Source organism: Amycolatopsis melonis (assembly GCF_040064235.1).
Classification (GTDB): domain Bacteria; phylum Actinomycetota; class Actinomycetes; order Mycobacteriales; family Pseudonocardiaceae; genus Amycolatopsis; species Amycolatopsis melonis.
Genome location: NZ_JBDZYD010000011.1, coordinates 367180 through 384344, shown reverse-complemented (window position 1 = coordinate 384344; position 17165 = coordinate 367180). Strand labels below are relative to the sequence as shown.

General features: G+C 71.3%; 18 protein-coding genes and 1 pseudogene. 12 read left to right on the top strand and 7 right to left on the bottom strand.

Translation table 11 applies throughout. The features are described from left to right. Positions 1 to 207 precede the first annotated feature (207 nt). Together ABJI51_RS29690 and ABJI51_RS29685 are read right to left on the bottom strand one after the other, a co-directional pair. Positions 208 to 1188, bottom strand: coding sequence for a hypothetical protein (locus ABJI51_RS29690; protein WP_348954326.1), 981 nt, complete (start codon positions 1186 to 1188; stop codon positions 208 to 210). Between the two features lie 1156 nt (positions 1189 to 2344). Then, a complete protein-coding gene (locus ABJI51_RS29685; RefSeq protein WP_348954325.1) occupies positions 2345 to 3511 on the bottom strand; it encodes a pyridoxal phosphate-dependent aminotransferase in 1167 nt (388 codons plus the stop codon). Positions 3512 to 3540: 29 nt separating this feature from the next. Here ABJI51_RS29685 and ABJI51_RS29680 point away from each other — a divergent pair, with 29 nt between their 5' ends. After that, positions 3541 to 4839, top strand: a complete 1299-nt coding sequence (locus ABJI51_RS29680; RefSeq protein WP_348954324.1) for a DUF445 domain-containing protein — start codon at positions 3541 to 3543, stop codon at positions 4837 to 4839. Positions 4840 to 5049: 210 nt separating this feature from the next. Here ABJI51_RS29680 and ABJI51_RS29675 read toward each other — a convergent pair whose 3' ends face one another. Then, positions 5050 to 5511 (bottom strand): CGNR zinc finger domain-containing protein, encoded by a 462-nt coding sequence (locus ABJI51_RS29675; protein ID WP_348954323.1) that lies wholly within the window; start codon positions 5509 to 5511, stop codon positions 5050 to 5052. 90 nt (positions 5512 to 5601) lie between these two features. Between ABJI51_RS29675 and ABJI51_RS29670 the strand changes: the two genes are divergently transcribed. From ABJI51_RS29670 to ABJI51_RS29660, 3 genes are read left to right on the top strand one after another with little or no spacing between them, the layout of a single operon-like run. Beyond that, positions 5602 to 5970, top strand: a complete 369-nt coding sequence (locus tag ABJI51_RS29670; protein ID WP_348954322.1) for a VOC family protein — start codon at positions 5602 to 5604, stop codon at positions 5968 to 5970. Between the two features lie 7 nt (positions 5971 to 5977). Beyond that, positions 5978 to 6346: a TFIIB-type zinc ribbon-containing protein gene (locus ABJI51_RS29665; protein WP_348954321.1), complete on the top strand. Its 369-nt coding sequence runs from the start codon at positions 5978 to 5980 to the stop codon at positions 6344 to 6346. 1 nt (position 6347) lies between these two features. Beyond that, a complete protein-coding gene (locus tag ABJI51_RS29660) occupies positions 6348 to 6962 on the top strand; it encodes a P-loop nucleotide/nucleoside kinase family protein (RefSeq protein ID WP_348954320.1) in 615 nt (204 codons plus the stop codon). Positions 6963 to 7283: 321 nt separating this feature from the next. Here the strand turns inward: ABJI51_RS29660 and tgmC are convergent, their stop codons facing one another. Next, positions 7284 to 8432, bottom strand: coding sequence for an ATP-grasp peptide maturase system methyltransferase (gene tgmC / locus ABJI51_RS29655; protein ID WP_348954319.1), 1149 nt, complete (start codon positions 8430 to 8432; stop codon positions 7284 to 7286). Positions 8433 to 8579: 147 nt separating this feature from the next. Here tgmC and ABJI51_RS29650 point away from each other — a divergent pair, with 147 nt between their 5' ends. The 6 genes from ABJI51_RS29650 to ABJI51_RS29625 all read left to right on the top strand — a co-directional run bounded on the left by ABJI51_RS29650 (position 8580) and on the right by ABJI51_RS29625 (position 13111). Next, positions 8580 to 9005 (top strand): helix-turn-helix domain-containing protein, encoded by a 426-nt coding sequence (locus ABJI51_RS29650; protein WP_348954344.1) that lies wholly within the window; start codon positions 8580 to 8582, stop codon positions 9003 to 9005. Continuing rightward, complete coding sequence (locus ABJI51_RS29645; protein WP_348954318.1) at positions 9002 to 9679, top strand: hypothetical protein; 678 nt, start codon at positions 9002 to 9004, stop codon at positions 9677 to 9679. The genes ABJI51_RS29650 and ABJI51_RS29645 overlap by 4 nt, the downstream gene beginning before the upstream one ends. A gap of 84 nt (positions 9680 to 9763) precedes the next feature. Next, positions 9764 to 10057 carry a DUF2516 family protein gene (locus ABJI51_RS29640; protein WP_348954317.1) on the top strand — a complete coding sequence of 98 codons (294 nt, stop codon included), beginning with the start codon at positions 9764 to 9766 and terminating at the stop codon, positions 10055 to 10057. 62 nt (positions 10058 to 10119) lie between these two features. Then, positions 10120 to 10662, top strand: coding sequence for a YbaK/EbsC family protein (locus ABJI51_RS29635; RefSeq protein WP_348954316.1), 543 nt, complete (start codon positions 10120 to 10122; stop codon positions 10660 to 10662). Beyond that, positions 10659 to 11666, top strand: coding sequence for an ornithine cyclodeaminase family protein (locus ABJI51_RS29630; RefSeq protein WP_348954315.1), 1008 nt, complete (start codon positions 10659 to 10661; stop codon positions 11664 to 11666). Before ABJI51_RS29635 ends, ABJI51_RS29630 begins: the two co-directional genes overlap by 4 nt. Beyond that, complete coding sequence (locus ABJI51_RS29625; protein WP_348954314.1) at positions 11663 to 13111, top strand: aromatic amino acid lyase; 1449 nt, start codon at positions 11663 to 11665, stop codon at positions 13109 to 13111. Before ABJI51_RS29630 ends, ABJI51_RS29625 begins: the two co-directional genes overlap by 4 nt. Before the next feature lie 613 nt (positions 13112 to 13724). Here the strand turns inward: ABJI51_RS29625 and ABJI51_RS29620 are convergent. Continuing rightward, the gene (locus tag ABJI51_RS29620) at positions 13725 to 14660 is read right to left on the bottom strand and encodes a GNAT family N-acetyltransferase (protein ID WP_348954313.1); all 936 of its coding nucleotides are present in this window, start codon (positions 14658 to 14660) and stop codon (positions 13725 to 13727) included. A gap of 60 nt (positions 14661 to 14720) precedes the next feature. On the opposite strand from ABJI51_RS29620, the pseudogene ABJI51_RS29615 reads away from it, so the two are divergent. Further along, positions 14721 to 15288: pseudogene (locus ABJI51_RS29615) on the top strand (cadmium resistance transporter). A gap of 73 nt (positions 15289 to 15361) precedes the next feature. Next, a complete protein-coding gene (locus ABJI51_RS29610) occupies positions 15362 to 15706 on the top strand; it encodes an antibiotic biosynthesis monooxygenase family protein (protein WP_348954312.1) in 345 nt (114 codons plus the stop codon). Between the two features lie 12 nt (positions 15707 to 15718). Here the strand turns inward: ABJI51_RS29610 and ABJI51_RS29605 are convergent, their stop codons facing one another. Together ABJI51_RS29605 and ABJI51_RS29600 are read right to left on the bottom strand one after the other, a co-directional pair. Then, a complete protein-coding gene (locus ABJI51_RS29605; RefSeq protein WP_348954311.1) occupies positions 15719 to 16426 on the bottom strand; it encodes an ABC transporter permease in 708 nt (235 codons plus the stop codon). Beyond that, entirely contained in the window at positions 16423 to 17121 is a 699-nt protein-coding gene (locus ABJI51_RS29600; RefSeq protein WP_348954310.1) for an ABC transporter permease, read from the bottom strand. The genes ABJI51_RS29605 and ABJI51_RS29600 overlap by 4 nt, the downstream gene beginning before the upstream one ends. Positions 17122 to 17165: the final 44 nt, after the last annotated feature.

Genomic DNA, 17165 nt, shown 5'->3' with positions numbered 1-17165 from the left:
CCGGGACCGGGATCCGACCCGGCCGGGCGCGGTCGGCCGGTCGGAAAGAAGGTGGTTTCGCATGGTTTGCCCCTGGGGGTACGCCGGACGCGCGCAAGGGCGTCACGAGACGTGAATGAGTCACGGATTGCGTACTGGAGCAGGAGATCCGCGACGTCCAGTTGATCTTGATCTGGACGCACGTGTCCCCGGCTGCCCGGTGACGGGTCAGTCGGGGGAGGTGGTGGGCAGGGCGGCTTCCCTGCCGGCGCCGTCGACGTCGTGGTCGCGGCTGGTGCCCATCAGCTTGAGCTGGGTGGTGGTGACATCGTCGGTGTGGACGGCGAAGGGGTGGCGCGCACCGCCGGGGCCGTCGTGGCCCGCCGAGGCGGTGGGAGCCGGCGCGCTGGGGGCGGTGCTGCCCCCGGGCAGGCCGGGAGTGGAGTCGCCGCCACCGTCCCGCGCGTGAACGCCGGAGTCCCGCGGCTGGTCCGGAACCACAGGCAGCGACGCCCGGTGCCGGACAACGGGCCGCACGACCACAGCCCGGCCGGTGGTGGCCTGCGGCGCCGCGGTCACAACGACAGTCTCGACAGGCGCGGCGGCGGCGGTTTCGGCTGCGGGGACGACCCCGCTGACGGTGCCGTTCACCAGGCCCGGGACGGTCACGACGACGCCGCCGGAGTTCGAGCTGCCGCCGAAGACGGGACCCAGCACGTCGTCGAGCGGAAGCAGGACGGGCGCATCGGGCTGCCCGGCGGGCGGCTGGGTGAGCGGCGCGAGCACGGTGTGGGAGAGGGTGTCGGTGACGACGCCGACGGTGCTCGTGACGGTGTGCAGCGTCCCGCCGACGACGTCCAGGACGCCGCCGAGGAGCCCGCCGAGCAGGCCACCGTCGGTGGTCTTCTCGACGGCCGGTTCCTCGGTGACGGGGGCGGGCTTTTCGGTTGCCGGCGAGGTTGCCTTCGCGGGGGCGATCTGGAGGATCGCCGGGGCTTCGCTCGCCGGTTGCGTTTGGTCGGCTGCGGGGACTTCGCTCGCCGGGCCCGTGGAGTCGGGCTGGTCGGCTGCCGGGGCGTCGCTCGCCGGGCTTCCGGCCGCCGACTGGGTCTGGTCAGCTGCCGGGCTTTCGCTCGCTGGCTGGGTTTGGTCGGCTGCCGGGCTTCCGCTCGCCGACTGGGGCTGATCGGCCGCTGGGCTTTCGCTCACTGGCCGGGTTTGGTCAGCCGCCGGGTTTTCGCTCGCCGGCTGAGTCTGATCGGCCACCGGACTTCCGCTCGCCGGCCGGGTCTGGTCGCCCGCCGGACCCGTGGACCCGGGTCGGCCGGTCGACGGAACTCCGCTCGCCGGGCCCGTCGACTCCGGTCGCCCGGTCGCCGGGGTGTGTCCGCCTGGCTGGGTTCCGTCGACCACCGGGCCCGTAGGCCGCGTCCCCTCAACCTCCGGCGTCGAGCCGATGTCCGTCTTCGGCGGCGCCGCGCACGTGGCAGCGTCGGTGTCGCGATGGCTCTTGCGGTACTTGCCGTGCCCGACCGGCTGCCCACCATGGTCCACAGTGGAGATTGCGGGCGCTTCCGGGCACGGCGGCTGCTGAGTGGCCGCGGCGGTGCTGCCGGACAGCGCGGCCCCGAGCAACCAGCCCGCGAGCGTCAGCCCACCGGCGACAAGGATCTTCGTGGCGGGCCGCTGCAAAGCCACGGCCCATGGCCGCGGCGCGCGCCCGCGCGCGTGAACGAAGTGTCCTTCACCCGCAGTGAGCGCAGGCTGAGCGGAAGCGCTGCGGCGTGCGTTCGCCGTGCTGCTCACCGCCACCACCACCGTCCGCGCCTGAAGCTCTCGCGATGCACGCTCGAGTCTGTTGTTGCTGGGGTCTTTCTCCGGCCAGGTCGCAGTTCCCCCGGGGCTGCACTCTTTCTAGCACCGCTCGGGAGTCTTTCATCTCTCCCGCCTTCGATCCAGCCCGTAAGGCCCAACGGCCCTACCGGGCAAGGTATCTGCGGCCGACAAGTTGATCACTCTCAGTGCCGTTCGGCGGCTTGCTTGCGGCCATTCGGAGGAGTGCCGTCTGGTGCCCGTCCGGTGGTTGACCTGATGTTTCCCCGTCGCCCTATCGCGGTGCGTGCCGGTTCGGTGGCTTTCCGTGCCAGTGCTTCACATTCGGGCACGTCTTCCGCCTACCGTCCGCATCGTGGGACGACTGGGCCGATCGGGGACGCCCATCGGCTGCAGTCCGTGATCATGAACCGCCGTCGTGGACGTCGGAGCGGTCGCGGATGATCGCTCAGCGTCACCACGGCGCCGGGCAAACGGCGGACCCGTCGCCGCCCGCCCCCGCGGAACCGCCGCGAGGGCGTCCCGGCGGTCGTCAGACCAGTTTGCGCAATCGGGTGACGCCCTCGTCGATGACCTCGTTGCGCTTGCAGAACGCGAAACGCAGCAGATGTTTCCACTCGTCCGGGTGATCGGTGAACACCTTCACGGGAACCGCGGCGACACCCACGCGGCCCGGCAGCTCCCAGGCCAGGTCGGCGGCGTCGGTGAAGCCCAGCGGCCGCACGTCGACGCAGACGAAGTACGTCCCGGCCGTCGGCCGGACGGTGAAGCCGGCGTCCGCGAGGCCCGCCGACAACCGGTCGCGCTTCTCCCGCAGCGAGTCGCGCAGGCCGTCGACCCAGGGCAGCTCGTGGTCGAGCGCGTATGCGACGGCCGGCTGCAGCGGCCCGCCCGAGACGAAGGTGATGAACTGCTTCGCCGCCTTCACCGCCGCCACGAGTTCCGGCGTCGAGCACACCCAGCCGATCTTCCAGCCGGTGCAGTTGAACGTCTTGCCCGCGCTCGAGATGCTCACCGTCCGCGGCCGCATCCCGGGCAGCGTGACCAGCGGGATGTGCTCGGCGTCGTCGAACACCAGGTGCTCGTACACCTCGTCGCAGATCGCGATGAGGTCGTGCTCGACGCACAGCGCGGCCAGCGCCTCCAGCTCGGCGCGGGTGAACACCGTCCCGGTCGGGTTGTGCGGCGAGTTCACCAGGATCGCCCTGGTCCGCGGCGTGACCGCGGCGCGCAGGCCCGCGACGTCGAGGCCGAACCGCCCGTCCGGGCCTTCGACCAGCCCGACGACCCGGCGCTGCGCACCCGCCATCGCGACCGCGGCGGCGTAGGAGTCGTAGTACGGCTCGATGACGATGACCTCGTCGCCGGGCTCGGTGAGCGCCAGCAACGCCGCGGCAATGGCCTCGGTCGCGCCCGCGGTGACGAGGATCTCCGTGTCCGGGTCGTACTCGGTGCCGTAGCGCAGCCGGTGCCGCGCGATCGCGGCGCGCAGCTCGGGCCGCCCTGGCCCCGGCGGGTACTGGTTCGCCCCGCCGAACAGCGCGTTCTTGGCGGCTTCGAGCATGCCGGCCGGGCCGTCGGTGTCGGGGAAACCCTGGCCGAGGTTGACGGCGTCGTGCCGGACCGCCAGCGCCGTCATCTCGGCGAAGATGGTCGAGGTGAACGGCCGGAGCCGGGGGACGAGAGCAGGTTCGCGCACGATCAGCCATCCTCACGGACAATGGCGTCGTGGAGCAACTGACCCCCGCGAAGGTGACGCCCGCCGACCCACCGGGCGGCGCGGCCGGTGAAGAGCAGAAGCGGCGCGCGCTGCGCAAGATGAAGCTCGTCGCGCTGTCGTTCCTGCTCGGCGCCACGCTGGTGTTCCTGCTGACCAGCTGGGCGCAGGCGAGCGGCTGGCCGGGCTGGGTCGGCTACGTGCGTGCCGCGGCCGAGGCGGGCATGGTCGGCGCGCTCGCCGACTGGTTCGCCGTCACGGCGCTGTTCCGCCATCCGCTGCGGCTGAAGATCCCGCACACGGCGATCATCCCGAACAAGAAGGACGCGCTGGGCAACAGCCTCGGCGACTTCGTCGGGTCGAACTTCCTGTCCGAGGAGGTCGTGCGCGACAAGCTCCGGCGCGTCGAGATCGCGCGCCGGCTCGGTGCGTGGCTGGCGCAGGAGGAGAACGCCGAGCGCGTGACGTCCGAGCTGGCCACGGTCGTGCGCGCGGCGGTGAAGGTGCTCCGCGACGAGGACGTCCAGGCGATCATGGAGCAGGCCGTCGCGCGGCGGATCATCGACAAGCCGTGGGGCCCGCCGCTGGGCAAGATCCTCCAGGGCGTGTTCGCCGACGGCGCGCACCACAAGCTGGTGGACCTGATGTGCGACCGCGCGTACGAGTGGGTGCGCGACAACCACACGACGATGCTGCGCGTGGTGTCCGACCGGGCGCCGAGCTGGTCGCCGAAGTTCGTCGACGAGATGCTGGCCGACAAGGTCTACGGCGAGGTCCTGTCGTTCGCGTGGGCGGTCAAGACCGACGTCAACCACCCGATGCGGCTGGCGCTGGACAAGTTCCTCGCCGAGTTCGCCCAGGACCTGCAGACCGACCCGGACGTGATGGCCCGCGCGGAGCAGGTGAAGGGCCAGATCGTGCACCACGAGGAGGTGCAGCGGCTGATCGGCTCGGCGTGGAGCACAGCGAAGGAGATGCTGCTCACCGCGGCCGAGGACCCGTCGAGCGAGCTGCGCCGCCGCGTCCGCCGCGGCCTCGTGTCGCTGGGCGAGCGGCTGATCTCCGACGACCACCTGCGGTCGAAGGCCGACGGCTGGGTCGAGGGCGCCGCGGCGTACCTGGTGCGGAACTACTCGCGGGAGATCACCACGATCATCACCGACACGGTCGAGCGCTGGGACGCCGAGGAGACGTCCCGCAAGATCGAGCTCCAGGTGGGCCGCGACCTGCAGTTCATCCGGATCAACGGCACCGTCGTCGGCGCGCTCGCCGGGCTCGTCATCTACGCGGTGGCGGAGCTGCTGTTCTGACCAACCTGGCGCTATACCACACCTGAAGCGGGTTGAAACCAGTTGTCCACAGGAAGCTGAGTTATCCCCGGGGTTATCCACAGGTTTTCACGGTGATGGCCTAACGGCTGTCCACAACGTGTGGGGGCAGCGGGGGCCGGGGCGTGGATATGTGGTGCTTTGTCCCCGAGTTGTCCACAGCCGTTCGAGGGTCCGCCGCTCGGATGAGGCTCAGCCGGCGGCGGCGCGGGCGCGCCAGCCGCGTGCCTTCTCGCGGTTGCCGCAGACGCGCATCGAGCACCACGTCCGCGAGCGGTTGCGCGATTCGTCGTAGAACGCCCACAGGCAGGTGTCGGCCGGGCAGATCTTCAGCCGGATCCAGTCGCCCCGGACGACCAGCCGGGCGCAGGCGGCGAAGACCGCGCCCACGACGTCGTCGGCGACCAGCACCGGCCCCTTGTCGGTGAGGGAGATCCGCGTGCCGACGTCGACGCTGCCGGCGGTCAGCCGCGGGTCGCCGATCGCGGCGCGCAGGGCGTCCCGCGCCGCACGCGCGTCGCCCGCCGGATTGGCCTGCAACCCGCGCGCGGTCGCCCACTCGTGCCACTGCCCGGGGTCTTCGAGCAGGTCAGTGCCTTCTTCGACGTTGACCGTGTTGAGGAACTCCACCACGAGAGAGGCGTCGGTGTGCACGAAACCAGTGTACGGCGGAGAGTGGTTGCCTCCGCGTGTGCTAACCCACATAATGCCTTTGATGGTTACTCGTGATCGAAGGGAGCGACGATGAGTGCGGTACCGACGCTGGGTGTGGTGGCCCTCGACTGCCCGGACCCGGTGGCGCTGGCCGGGTTCTACCGCGCGGTGCTCGAGTGGGACGCGCCCGAAGTCGCCGAGGACGGACACTGGGTGACGCTGCCCAACCCCGCGGGCGGCGCGGGCATCGCGTTCCAGCGCGTGCCCGACTACCGGCCGCCGGCGTGGCCGTCGGCGGAGAACCCGCAGCAGCTGCACCTGGACCTGAACGTCACCGACCTGGAGGCGGCGCACGAGCGGGTGCTGGGGCTCGGCGCGAAGCTGCTGGACGACACCCCGAAGACGTTCCGCGTCTACGCCGACCCGGCGGGCCACCCGTTCTGCCTCTGCGCGTGCTGACGCGTTTTTGCGTAGGCTCGGCTGCGTGATTTGTCCGAAGTGTCAGAACCGGATGCAGACCGTCGACAAGAACGGCATCCACATCGACCAGTGCGAAGGGTGTCGCGGGATCTTCCTCGACCGCGGTGAGCTGGAGGCCATCGCCGGTGCGGAGAGTTCCTTCTACGGCCACCAGCCACCGCCGTACCAGGCCCCGACGGCGCACTACGGCCGTCCCGACTCGCCCCGCCCCTACCGCGGCGGCTACGCGGACTCGCCGCGTCCGCACCGGGGCTACGCGGATTCGCCGCGTCCGCACCGGGGGTATTCGGACTCGCCGCGCCCGTACGGGCACGGCCACCGCAAGCGCAGCTTCCTCGAGAACCTCTTCGACTGAGGTGGGCCTCGACCTGCGGATCTGCCCGGCCTGCGGCGACCGGGCAGACCGCCCGGTCGTCGTAGGCGACCTGCTGCGGTGCACGCGCTGCGGCCACGAGTGGCCGTTCCGGAAGCTGCCGCTGTTCGCCCTGACGGGCCCGAGCGGCGCGGGCAAGTCGACGCTCGGCCCCCTGCTGGCGTCCCGCTTCGCGGGCGAAGCGGTGGTCCTGGAACAGGACGTCCTCTGGGCGGGCGCGCTGCGCGACGACGTCCCGGCCTTCCGCGCGACGTGGCTGCGCATGGCGGCGATGCTGCACCAGAACGGCCGCCCGGTGGTGCTGTGCGGAACGGTGGCACCCCCGGAGTTCGAGCCCCTGCCGGAGCGCGCGTTCTTCAGCGACATCCACTACCTGGCGCTGGTAGCCACACCGGCATCCCTGCGTGCCCGGCTGCGGGCGCGTCCGGCGTGGCGGGAGTGGGACGAGCCGCGGATCGAGGAGATGCTGGAGTTCACCGCCTGGCTCCAGGAATCGGCCCCGGAGCTGGGTGTCGACCTGTTCGACACGACAGACGTCCCCGCCGAGGCGGCGGCCGACCACGCGGAGAAGTGGATCCGGGCTCGGCTCCCCGCATGACATGAATGACTCGTTCATGTCGCCGGACGAGGTGAACGAGTCGTTCACGACACCGCGGCGCGGCTACCCGGTCCTGCCGGGCTGCACTCGCGTGGCGACACCGCGTCGGCGCGGCCGCCCGGTCCCGCCGGGCTGCACTCGCGTGGCGACACCGCGGCGGCGCGGCCGCCCGGTCCCGCCGGGCTGCACTCGCGTGGCGACACCGCGGCGGCGCGGTCACCTGGTCTCGCCGGGCCGCACTCGCGTGGCGACACCGCGGCGGCGCGGCCGCCCGGTCCCGCCGGGCCGCATTCGCGTGCCAACGGCGTTGCCGGGCCGGGGTCAGCCGAGCGGCCAGCGGCGGCCGTCCGGTGAGTCGAGCCAGAACTCCTGCCGGTCGCCGTCCACCGTCACGCCGAACCGGTCGCGTTCCGGCTTGCCCAGCTCGCACCACTCGACGTAGGCCGCTTCGGCGAGTTCCCACAGCGCCCGCGGGCCGCCCTGCGCCACCTCGTCGGCGCCGCCGCGCTTGCGGTGGCGGACCCACGAGCCGTCCGGGTGGACCAGCGCGATGCTCGGCGCCTCCTCGTCGCCGCCGTCCCGCACCACCCGGACGCCGGGCAGCGCCAGGCCGGCGAAGAACTCGAACTGCCTGCGCGGCTGGACCACCGTCGACATCGGCAGCCGCGTCTGCTCCCAGTCACCGCGCGAAGGCATGGGCAGCGGCACCGTCTCCGGCAGCCGGTGCGCGCGCAACGGCATGAACCGGCCGTCACTGGCCAGGACCCGGCCCTCTCCGGTGCCGTCGTCGCCGGCGACGAGCCGGATCAGCCCGGCGCCGATCGGCCGGTTCAGCGTCGTCACGATCAGCCCGCCCGGTTTCGTCTGCGCGAGCCAGGCCGGCGGGATCGACGACACCGAAGCAGTGCACAGCACCCGGTCGAAGAGCGTCCCGGCCGGGAAGCCGAGTGCGCCGTCGCCGACCGCGCACGCCGGGCGATAGCCCGCCTCGGCCAGCCGCTCGCGCGCCTGCGCGACGATCACCGGGTCGATGTCCACTGTGGACACCCGATCGGCGCCGCACCGGTGGCTCAGCAGGGCGGCGTTGTACCCCGTGCCGGTGCCGATCTCGAGCACGCGCTGCCCGTCGCGCACCCGCAGTTCCTCCAGCATGATGGCCATGATCGACGGCATGCTCGACGAACTCGTCGGCGTGCCCGCCACCGGCCCGGTGCGCCGGGCGAGCGCCCAGCGGTCCGGGTCGTCGTCCAGCTGGGTCACCAGGACGTCGCGCGAGTAGACGGTCTCCAGCCAGCCGGGATCACCGCGCTCGACCGCGGCCCACAGCCCGCCCGCCGGCGCGAAGAACCGCGGCAGGAACACGTGGCGCGGCACCGCGCGGAAGGCGGCGATCCACTCCGGGGCGTGCAGGACGTCCTCGTCGAGCAGGTGCTCGACGAGGCGCCGCCGCAGCCGGGCCGAGCGCGTCATGGGTCCACGGTAGCGGTGCGCATCACACCCGATGGTTGCAAGCAGAGTGCTTGCAATTGCTAGCACGTCGGCGTAGCGTCGGAGATGTCGCGAGGAGGTGACCGGATGGCAGAAACCGGTGGGAACCAGCACGGATCCGGCGGTCCCATGGAGAAGGTCGCGGACATCGCTTCCGACATCGGCGAGTACATCCGCCAGCAGCGCAGCAACGCGAAGATCTCGCTGCGCCAGCTGTCGAAGCTCGCCGGCGTGTCCAACCCGTACCTGAGCCAGATCGAGCGCGGGGTGCGCAAGCCCAGCGCGGAGATCCTGCAGCAGATCGCCAAGGGCCTGCGCATTTCGGCGGAAGCGCTGTACGTGCAGGCCGGGATCCTCGATCTGCCCACGGGTGGTCCGGTGGGCGACGCGATTCGCGCCGACGCCGAGCTGACCGAACGGCAGAAGCAGGTCCTGCTCGACGTCTACGAGTCCTTCCGCAGGGAGAACGCCGCGGCACGGCCGGCCGCCGAGTCCGCTCCCGCCACAGACACCCCAGACACCACTTCAGCCGCAGCCACCAAGGAGTCAGCATGACCACCCCGAAGACCGAAGACGTCAAGAAGGCCGTCGCCACCGCACTGGACCAGGTCCGCACCCCGCTGCTCGCCGCGCTCGGCGCCGGCAACCTGGCCACGCACGCCGTCACCGACGCCGTGGCGAAGGCGAAGGAGAACGTCGCCAAGGGCAGCGAGACCGCCCGCAAGAACCTGCAGGAGCTGCCGACCGACGTCGAGAGCCTCCGCGAGAAGCTGGACCCGGCCGAGCTGCGCAAGGTCATCGACGAGTACACCGAGGCCGCGCTCAAGCTGTACAACAAGCTGGCCGAGTCGGGCGAGCAGGCGTGGGACAAGATCGCCGCGCAGCCGCAGGTCAAGAAGGCCATCGAGCAGCTCGAGGAGGCCCTGACCGCCGCGCAGGGCCAGGTCGAGGACGTCACCAGCGAGGTCCGCGAGCGCGTCGACGGCGTCCTGGCCAAGGTGACCAAGCGCACCCGGTCGGCAGGCGAGAAGGCCGCCCGCAAGGTGACCGAGGTCGCCGGCGAGACCGCCGACGCCATCGAGGAGCTGGGCGACGACGTGGCCCACGAGACCCGCTCGGCCAGCCGCAAGGTCGCGAACAAGACGGCCCCGAAGACGGCCGCCCCGGCCCGCCGGACGACCACCAGCGCCGCCGCGAAGAAGCCGGCCGCGCCGAAGACCGACAAGTGACGACACCGTGAACACCCGGCCCCGCCCCCGGACCTCCGGCGGCGGGGCCGGGGTCGTTCGCGCGGTTTGCCGTAAGCTGTCGCTGTGCTTGTTGCCTACTGGATCCTCGAAGTCATCCACTGGGGCAGCGCGCTGGTCGGGCTCTTCGCCTTCGTGCACGCGCTGCTTCAGCGTGCCGACGCCTATTCCGCCGCCGACCGCAAGACCAAGCCGATCTGGATGCTGATCACCGGCGGCGCGACGCTCGCCCTGGTGCTGTTCCCGGTGATGGGCCCCGGCATGATCTTCTGGGTACCGGCCATGGCCGCGGCCCTGGTCTACATCGTGGACGTCCGCCCCAAGCTCATCGAGGTCCAGCGCGGCGGCTCCAGCTGGTGAGTTCCTGCTTGCTCCTTTCCCGCCCCCGCCCGCCGTGGCGGGGGCGCTGTTTTAATGGGGTCGTGACCTGGACGATCGCCGGGAGCCTCACCGTCGTTCCCGCCCCCACGCGTACTGACCTGCTCGCCGAGCCCGTCGCCAAGGCGCTGGCCGCGCTCGCCGAGCCGGACGCCGTCGGCGTCGCCGAGATCGACCCGTCGCTGGCCGACACCGCCGCCTTCTGCGAGGCGTACGGCTCTCCGCTCGAGGCGTCCGCGAACTGCGTCGTCGTCGCCGGCAAGCGCGCCGGCGAAGTCCGCTTCGCGGCCGCGCTCGTGCTCGCGACCACCCGCGCCGACGTCAACGGCGTCATCAAGCGCCGCCTCGACGTCCGCAAGGCGTCGTTCGCGCCGATGGACGAAGCCGTCTCGCTGACCGGGATGGAGTACGGCGGCATCACGCCGGTCGGCCTGCCCGCCGAATGGCCCATCCTGATCGACAAGCGCGTCGCCGACGCACCCGAGCTCGTGGTCGGCAGCGGGATCCGGGGCAGCAAGCTGCTGATCTCCGGCACCGCGCTGGCCGCCCTGCCCGGCGCGGAGGTCGTCGAGGACCTCGCCCGGTGACCTCCGTCCGGCTCCGGTACCTGACCGGTGCCGACATCGAGTCACTCGGCATCACCGGCGCCGACATCGTCGGCGCGGTCGAGGACGTGCTCGCCGACCACGGCCGTGGTCAGGTCGTCTTCGAGCCGCGCACGCACCTCGTGCCGGACAACGGTGGCAAGGGCCACTTCAACATCCTCCGCGGCCACCTGTCGTCGAAACAGGTCAGCGGCGTGAAGGTCGTCGGTGACTTCGTGGGGAACTTCGAACGGGACCTCCCTTCGGAAATGGCGTTGATCCTCCTGCTGGACCCGGACACCGGCATGCCGCGGGCCATCGTCGACGGCACGATGATCACCGAGGCCCGCACCGGCGCGATGACCGCTGTCGGCGCGAAGTACCTGGCGCGCCCGGACGCCCGGGTGCTCGGGCACATCGGCGCCCGCGGTACCGCCTGGTGGAACGTCGTGCTGCTGGACTCCTTGTTCGACTTCGCCGAGATCCGCGTGACCAGCAAGCGCCCGGAGTCGCGCGAAGACTTCGGCCGCCGGCTGTCCGAGCGGCTCGGCAAGGACGTCCGCGTCTGCGCCACGGCCGAGGAGACCCTGGACGGCGCGGACATCCAGGTCGAGGCCTCCCGGCTGGTCGAACCCGAAGCGCTGGTGCGCCGCGAGTACCTCCGGCCGGGCACCTTCCTGGTGCCCTACGGCACGATCAGCGCGCTGGAGCTCACGCTGCTCGACGACATCGACAAGCTCGTCGTCGACGACTGGCGCGAATCGCAGTCCGGCAACCCACGGTTCGGCGCCCTGCGCCCACAGCTCAACGCCGGCCTCCTCACCGCGGACGGGGTCCACGCCGAGATCGGCGACATCGTGGCGGGCAAGAAGCCCGGCCGTGAGCACGACGCCGAACGGATCCTGTTCTGGCACCGCGGACTGTCCACAACGGACATTGCGGTGGCGGACATGATCCTCGCCCGTGCCGAGGCTTCCGGCGTCGGCACCATGTTGCCCTACCGATGATCGTCTCCGACAGGGGTTTCCCCGACAGCGAACGGCTGGTTCTGGACAAAGCGCTGGTAGCGGCCCTGTCCGAGCGCCGCAAAGCACTCTTGACAGCACTCGAACGAGGGAACGGGCCGGTCTACGGCGTCACCACCGGGATGGGCCGCCTCGCCGGCGTCACGCTCGACGCGGGGCAGCAGGCCGAACACCAGCGCACCCTGCTGATCGGCCGCGCGGTCGGCGGGCCGCCGTGGCTGCCACCCGAGGACGTCCGCGCGTTGCTCGTCATCCGGCTGCGCGACTTCCTGCAGCCGTGGTCGGGAGTGAGCCCGGAGCTGGTGCAGTTCCTGGTGGACCGCCTGAACGACCGCTTCACGCCGGCCGTCCCGCGCTTCGGCCTTGGCAGCTCGGGCGAGATCATCCCGCTGGCGCACGCCTTCCAGACGTTTCTCGGCATCGGCACGGTCCTGGAGGACGGCGTCGAGGTCCCGGCCGCTTCGGCACTGGCTGCGCGCGGAGCCGCGCCTTTCGTGCTCGGGCCGAAGGAAGGAGCTTCGCTGCTGCAGGGGTCCCCGCTGGCGATGATGCACGCGCAGCGCGGCTGGGCGGAGACACAGCAGCTCATCGACCTGCAGACGCTCACCGAGGCGATGGCGATCGACGTGCTGGGCGCGCCCCGTGAGGTCTTCTCGCCGGTCATGGCAGGCGGCGATGACCATTTGCGCACGCTGCTGCACGAGCTGACCGGGCTGGCCGGCACCGGCCCGGTCCGGCCCGGGCTGGTGCAGGCTCCGCTTTCGGTGCGGGTCGCGCCGCGGGCGCTCGCGCACGCGGACCGCGTCAACGGCGACCTGCACGCGACGTGGCGGCGCTGGGAGACGATGCCGGGCGATTCGCCGTCCTTCGTCGAAGGTTCGTTCGTGCCGGGAACGGGCTACCACGCGGTGGATCTGGGGCTGCGCATGGACGCGGTGACGGCGGCGCTGGTGCACCTCGGCGAGATCGCGGTCCAGCGGATGCACCGCCTGCTGGACGAACGGTTCAGCGGGCTCCCGCCACAGCTGACCGCCGATCCCGGCCCGCAGGCGGGGCTGGCGCCCCTGCACAAGAGGGCGGTCGGCGAGCTGCACGCGTTGCGGCGCCTGGCCACGCCCGCGACGCTCGGTTCGATCGACACGTCCGCGGGCCAGGAGGACGTGCAGGCGTTTGCGGGAGCGGCGGGCGAGCAGCTCCGGGCGGCGGCTTCACGCCTTTTCGCGATCACGGCGTGCGAGCTGATTGCGGGTTCTCAGGCGCGGTATCTCGCCGGGGGTGACGGCGCTGCGGGTCTTCGTGCGGCTTATGAGTGGGTGCGGTCGGTGGTGCCGCCGGTGGGGGCGGATCGGTCGCTGGGGCCCGAGGTCGAGCGGTTGATCGCCGCTTGCCGGGCCGGCTGGTTCAACGACCTGTCGACGCTGGACTGAACTTTTTCCTTGACCGGCAACGGGAAGGTCGTTCGCGGCATCGGCCGGGACCTCGACGGAATCGCTGGAACGATTTCGCCCGGGTCCGTCCCGGCTTCCGGCCGCGGCTCGCTTGCTCGGCCGCGCTGAACTTTCCTTGCATGAGAGGAAGGTGCCCTTCAGCACGGTGGTACCGCCCGACTTTGCCCCACCCGCGGCAGGATCCCGGCTAAGTCGCTGTGCCGCGGGGTGACCGGACGTCATGAACGAGTCGTTCACCTCGTCTGACGACAGGAAAGAGTCCTTCACCTCGTCGAGGCGCAGGGCTCACCCGGGTCTTCGGGGCCGCCGGCTCATGCTGAGCTGAAGGGCACCTTGCTTACCTCAGATGCAGTGAAGGCGCCCTTCACCGCATCAGATACACCGAAGGACACCTTCAGCGCGACGGCACAGCGCGACTTTGCCGGGCCCCTGACCCGGGCCCGCGGGGGCGCCCCCGTCTCGATCCTATCGCGCGGCACCGACAGTTTCCGGTCCCTGCAAGGGAATCCACTGAGTTGTCCACAGGGTTGCCCACTTGTGGACAACCTGCCGCCGAACGCCGCCGAATTGGACGGCCGGGCCGGCGGGCGCGCTACGTTCGTTGGCATGCGCCCTTCGGGGACGCGGGCCCCGGGGAAGGAGGGATACGACGGCGGGTCCGCGTGAAGGTGAGGGTGCGTGCGTAGGGGCGGAAGCCCAGGTTTCGATACAACGGGAGGGCAGCAACGGACTTCGGATGACCGATCACCGGATACACGACGGCTTCGCGAGCACCCGCGTGGTGTGCCGCGTGCAGCGCGGCGAGGCACACCGCACGGCCGAGCCCGGCGCGACGGAACTCCGGCAAGGTTCCGACGGGCTCCAGCTCGCCGACGGCATTGCGGTCGTCGAGCCAGATCAGGCACTGGGCGGCGAACCGGCCGTCGGGTGCCTCGGCAACCCAGTCCAGCCCGGAGCGGTACGGCCAGGCGGCCATGACGTTCCGGTAGCTCGGTCCGGTCACCCGTGACGGGTGCCAGACCGCGCGGTGCACGGCGACACGCCGAGCGAGATCGTCCGGGCCGGCCGGCCGGACGGTGAACCCGCCGGGGACCACCGGCGCGGGCAGATCCACGAGGAGGCGAGACATATACGACTGGAAAACAGAACTCTGCTGAAGCGCGTAACCGCTTCGCTCCAACGCGGCGATGACATGCTTCTCGGCGTCGAGCACGGTGACAGCGAGCTCGGCCGCGGAGGCGGTGTCTTCGAACCAGCCGAGCACCTCGGACGCGAGTCCGGGCCACGCCGGATCCACGAGCAGCATCAGTTCACCGGGTAGCGAAATCCAGCCCCACGCGACGACTTCGCCGCCCGCTTCCCACAGCACGGTCGGCCATTCGGCTTCCCGGCCGGTGTGCTGGAACCGCTGCCACGCGAGGTCCCCGACGTGCAGTGAACTCGCCTTCGACCAGATCCGCTGGGCGAGGCCCTGCATGGCTCGCAGGTCCTCCGGACCGGTGTAGCTGCGGCGCGTGACGGCGGGCATGGGCAGAATCGTCCTGTGCCGCGCCGGCCGTCGCCAAGCGGTTTACCGGGAGGGGGAAGCTTGGACGTCGGACTGCTCGGGCGGGCGGCCGCGATGTTCGCGGTGACGAACGTCGACGACCTCGTGCTGCTCGCGGTGTTCTTCGGCCAGGCGGCCGGACGGCGTGGCCGGCTCGCGGTCGTGGCCGGGCAGTTCCTCGGCTTCGCGGCGATCCTCGCCGTGTCGGTGGCGGGAGCGCTCGGTGCCGGGCTGCTGCCGGACGGTGCTGTCCGCTGGCTGGGCGTGCTGCCGGTGCTGCTCGGGATCCGTGCGGGCCGGCAGGCGTGGCGCCGGGACGACGGCGAGCCGTCGGCGCCGTCGGCGGGACTGCTGGGGATTGCCCTGGTGTGTTTCGCCAACGGTGGTGACAACGTCGGCGTCTACGTCCCCGCCTTCGCGGCGACCGGGCCCGCGGGCCTGGTGGGCTACGTGGTGGTGTTCCTGGCCGGGGGTGGCGGTGTGGTGCGTTGCCGGGCGGTTTCTCGCGACCCGGCCGGGCGTCGCGCGGGTGCTTGCGCGGTGGGGGCACGTGGTGCTGCCGGTGGTGCTGATCGCGCTCGGCGTGTTGATTCTCGTCGGTGCGTTCTAGCGCTGCCGGTTGTCCGAAGTGGACATCCGAAAGGCGCTGGCTCTCCGGGTGCCTCCGGCTCTACGGTGACGGCATGAGCAACCACGCTGAAGCGCCGGTGGGGGCTTTCGAGCCTCCGTACTACGTGGCTGTCTTCACCACGGTGCGCACCGAGGACCAGGACGGCTACCGCGAGACCAACGCGCGCATGGAAGAACTGGTGCGGGCCATTCCCGGGTACCTCGGGATGGACCACGCGCAGACACCCGGTGGGCTGGGCATCACCGTCGGGTACTTCCGGGACGCCGAGGCCCTCGCGCAGTGGCGGTCCAACGCCGAGCACCGGGCGGCGCAGCAACGCGGCCGGGCCGAGTGGTACCAGAGCTACACGCTGCACGTGGCGAAGGTGGAGCGGAGCCACGGGTTCGTGCGGGCGTAGACCCCGGCGGCGTCAGCGGCGTGCGGTCTGCAACGCGAGGCCGCGGGGCGTGGCCAGGCGGGTGATCAACGCGAACGCGCCGTCGCAGAGCAGCGCCAGCAGGACCGCGGCCAGGCCGCCGGCGAAGATCTCGCCGTAGCCCTGGGCGCCGATGGCGAAGCCGTCGACGATGTAGCGGCCGAGGCCGCCTCCGTCGTTGACGATGGCGCCGATGGCCACCGTGGCGATCAGCTGGAGGAACGCCACCCGGGCGCCCGCCAGGATCACCGGGGACGCCAGGGGTAGTTCGAGCTTCAGCATGATCTGCCACTCGCGGTGGCCGGTGCCGCGGGCTGCGTCCACTGTGTCCTGCTCCAGGGACACCACGCCCGCGTACGTGTTGGTGAACAACGGCGGCAGCGCCAGCGCGACCAGGGCGAGCAGCAACGGCCAGAACGTCGTGTCCAGCTCCCAGCGGCTCGCCAGGTACCAGAACAGGATGATCAGCCCGAAACTCGGGATCGCGCGGCCGATGTTCACCGCGCTGCTCGCGAGGAACGCACCACGGCGGTAGTGGGCCAGCCAGAGCGCGGCCGGGATCGTCAGCACCGCCGCGATGACCAGCGCAAGGAGGGAAAACCTGAGGTGCTCCAGCGTCCGGTACGGGACGCCTGCCTTGTCGGTCCAGCTCCAGCGGTTCGGGTCCGCGAGCCAGGCGTCCAGCTGGTCGAGGAAGCTCATCGCGTCCGTGCCTTCCGCGCCCAGGGCGTCAGCACGCGCTCGCTGAGCCAGAGAAGGAGGTCCACGACCACGGCGAGAGCCACCGACAGTCCCATGCCGACGATGATCTCCGTCGGGTTGGGCGTCGGCGTCTGGATGCCGTGGCGGATGAAGTAGCCCAGGCCGCCGAGGCCGAGCATCGACGTGACCGTCACCAGGCCGATCGTCGTCACCGCGGCGACGCGCAGGCCCGCGATCACCACCGGCAGCGCGAGCGGCAGCTCGATCCGCCAGAGCAGCCTGCCGCGGGTGTAGCCCATGCCGACCGCGGCTTCGCGGACCTCGTTCGGCACCTGGTCGACGCCCGTGACGATGTTGCGGACGAGGATGAGCAGCGTGTACGTCGCGAGGGGAATCATCGCGGAGACGAACGTCAGCCCGAAGAACGGCACCAGCACCGCGAACGCACCGAGGCTGGGGATCACGTACAGGGCGCCCGCCGTGCTCAGGATCACCGGGTACGACCAGCGGTAGCGCAGCGAGACCACCGCGAGCCCGACCGAGACGACCAGGCCGATGCCCAGTGCGGCGCCGGTCAGGGAGATGTGCTCGACCAGGCGCTGGACGATGTCGTCGGCGTTGCGGTCCACCCACTTCCACTGGAAGATCGGCGGTCCGCTGTCGGCGGACAGTGGCGTCACCGCGGTCACGTGCACCGGCCGACCTTACCCCGATCGGGCGGTGAAATTCCGCTGGCTGG

Coding starts and splice junctions, on each gene's coding strand:
- ABJI51_RS29625 (WP_348954314.1), top strand. CDS start 11,663: ATGATCGTCTCCGACAGGGGTTTCCCCGACAGCGAACGGCTGGTTCTG.
- ABJI51_RS29620 (WP_348954313.1), bottom strand. CDS start 14,660: ATGCCCGCCGTCACGCGCCGCAGCTACACCGGTCCGGAGGACCTGCGA.
- tgmC (WP_348954319.1), bottom strand. CDS start 8,432: ATGACGCGCTCGGCCCGGCTGCGGCGGCGCCTCGTCGAGCACCTGCTC.
- ABJI51_RS29670 (WP_348954322.1), top strand. CDS start 5,602: ATGAGTGCGGTACCGACGCTGGGTGTGGTGGCCCTCGACTGCCCGGAC.
- ABJI51_RS29650 (WP_348954344.1), top strand. CDS start 8,580: ATGGAGAAGGTCGCGGACATCGCTTCCGACATCGGCGAGTACATCCGC.
- ABJI51_RS29605 (WP_348954311.1), bottom strand. CDS start 16,426: ATGAGCTTCCTCGACCAGCTGGACGCCTGGCTCGCGGACCCGAACCGC.
- ABJI51_RS29645 (WP_348954318.1), top strand. CDS start 9,002: ATGACCACCCCGAAGACCGAAGACGTCAAGAAGGCCGTCGCCACCGCA.
- ABJI51_RS29610 (WP_348954312.1), top strand. CDS start 15,362: ATGAGCAACCACGCTGAAGCGCCGGTGGGGGCTTTCGAGCCTCCGTAC.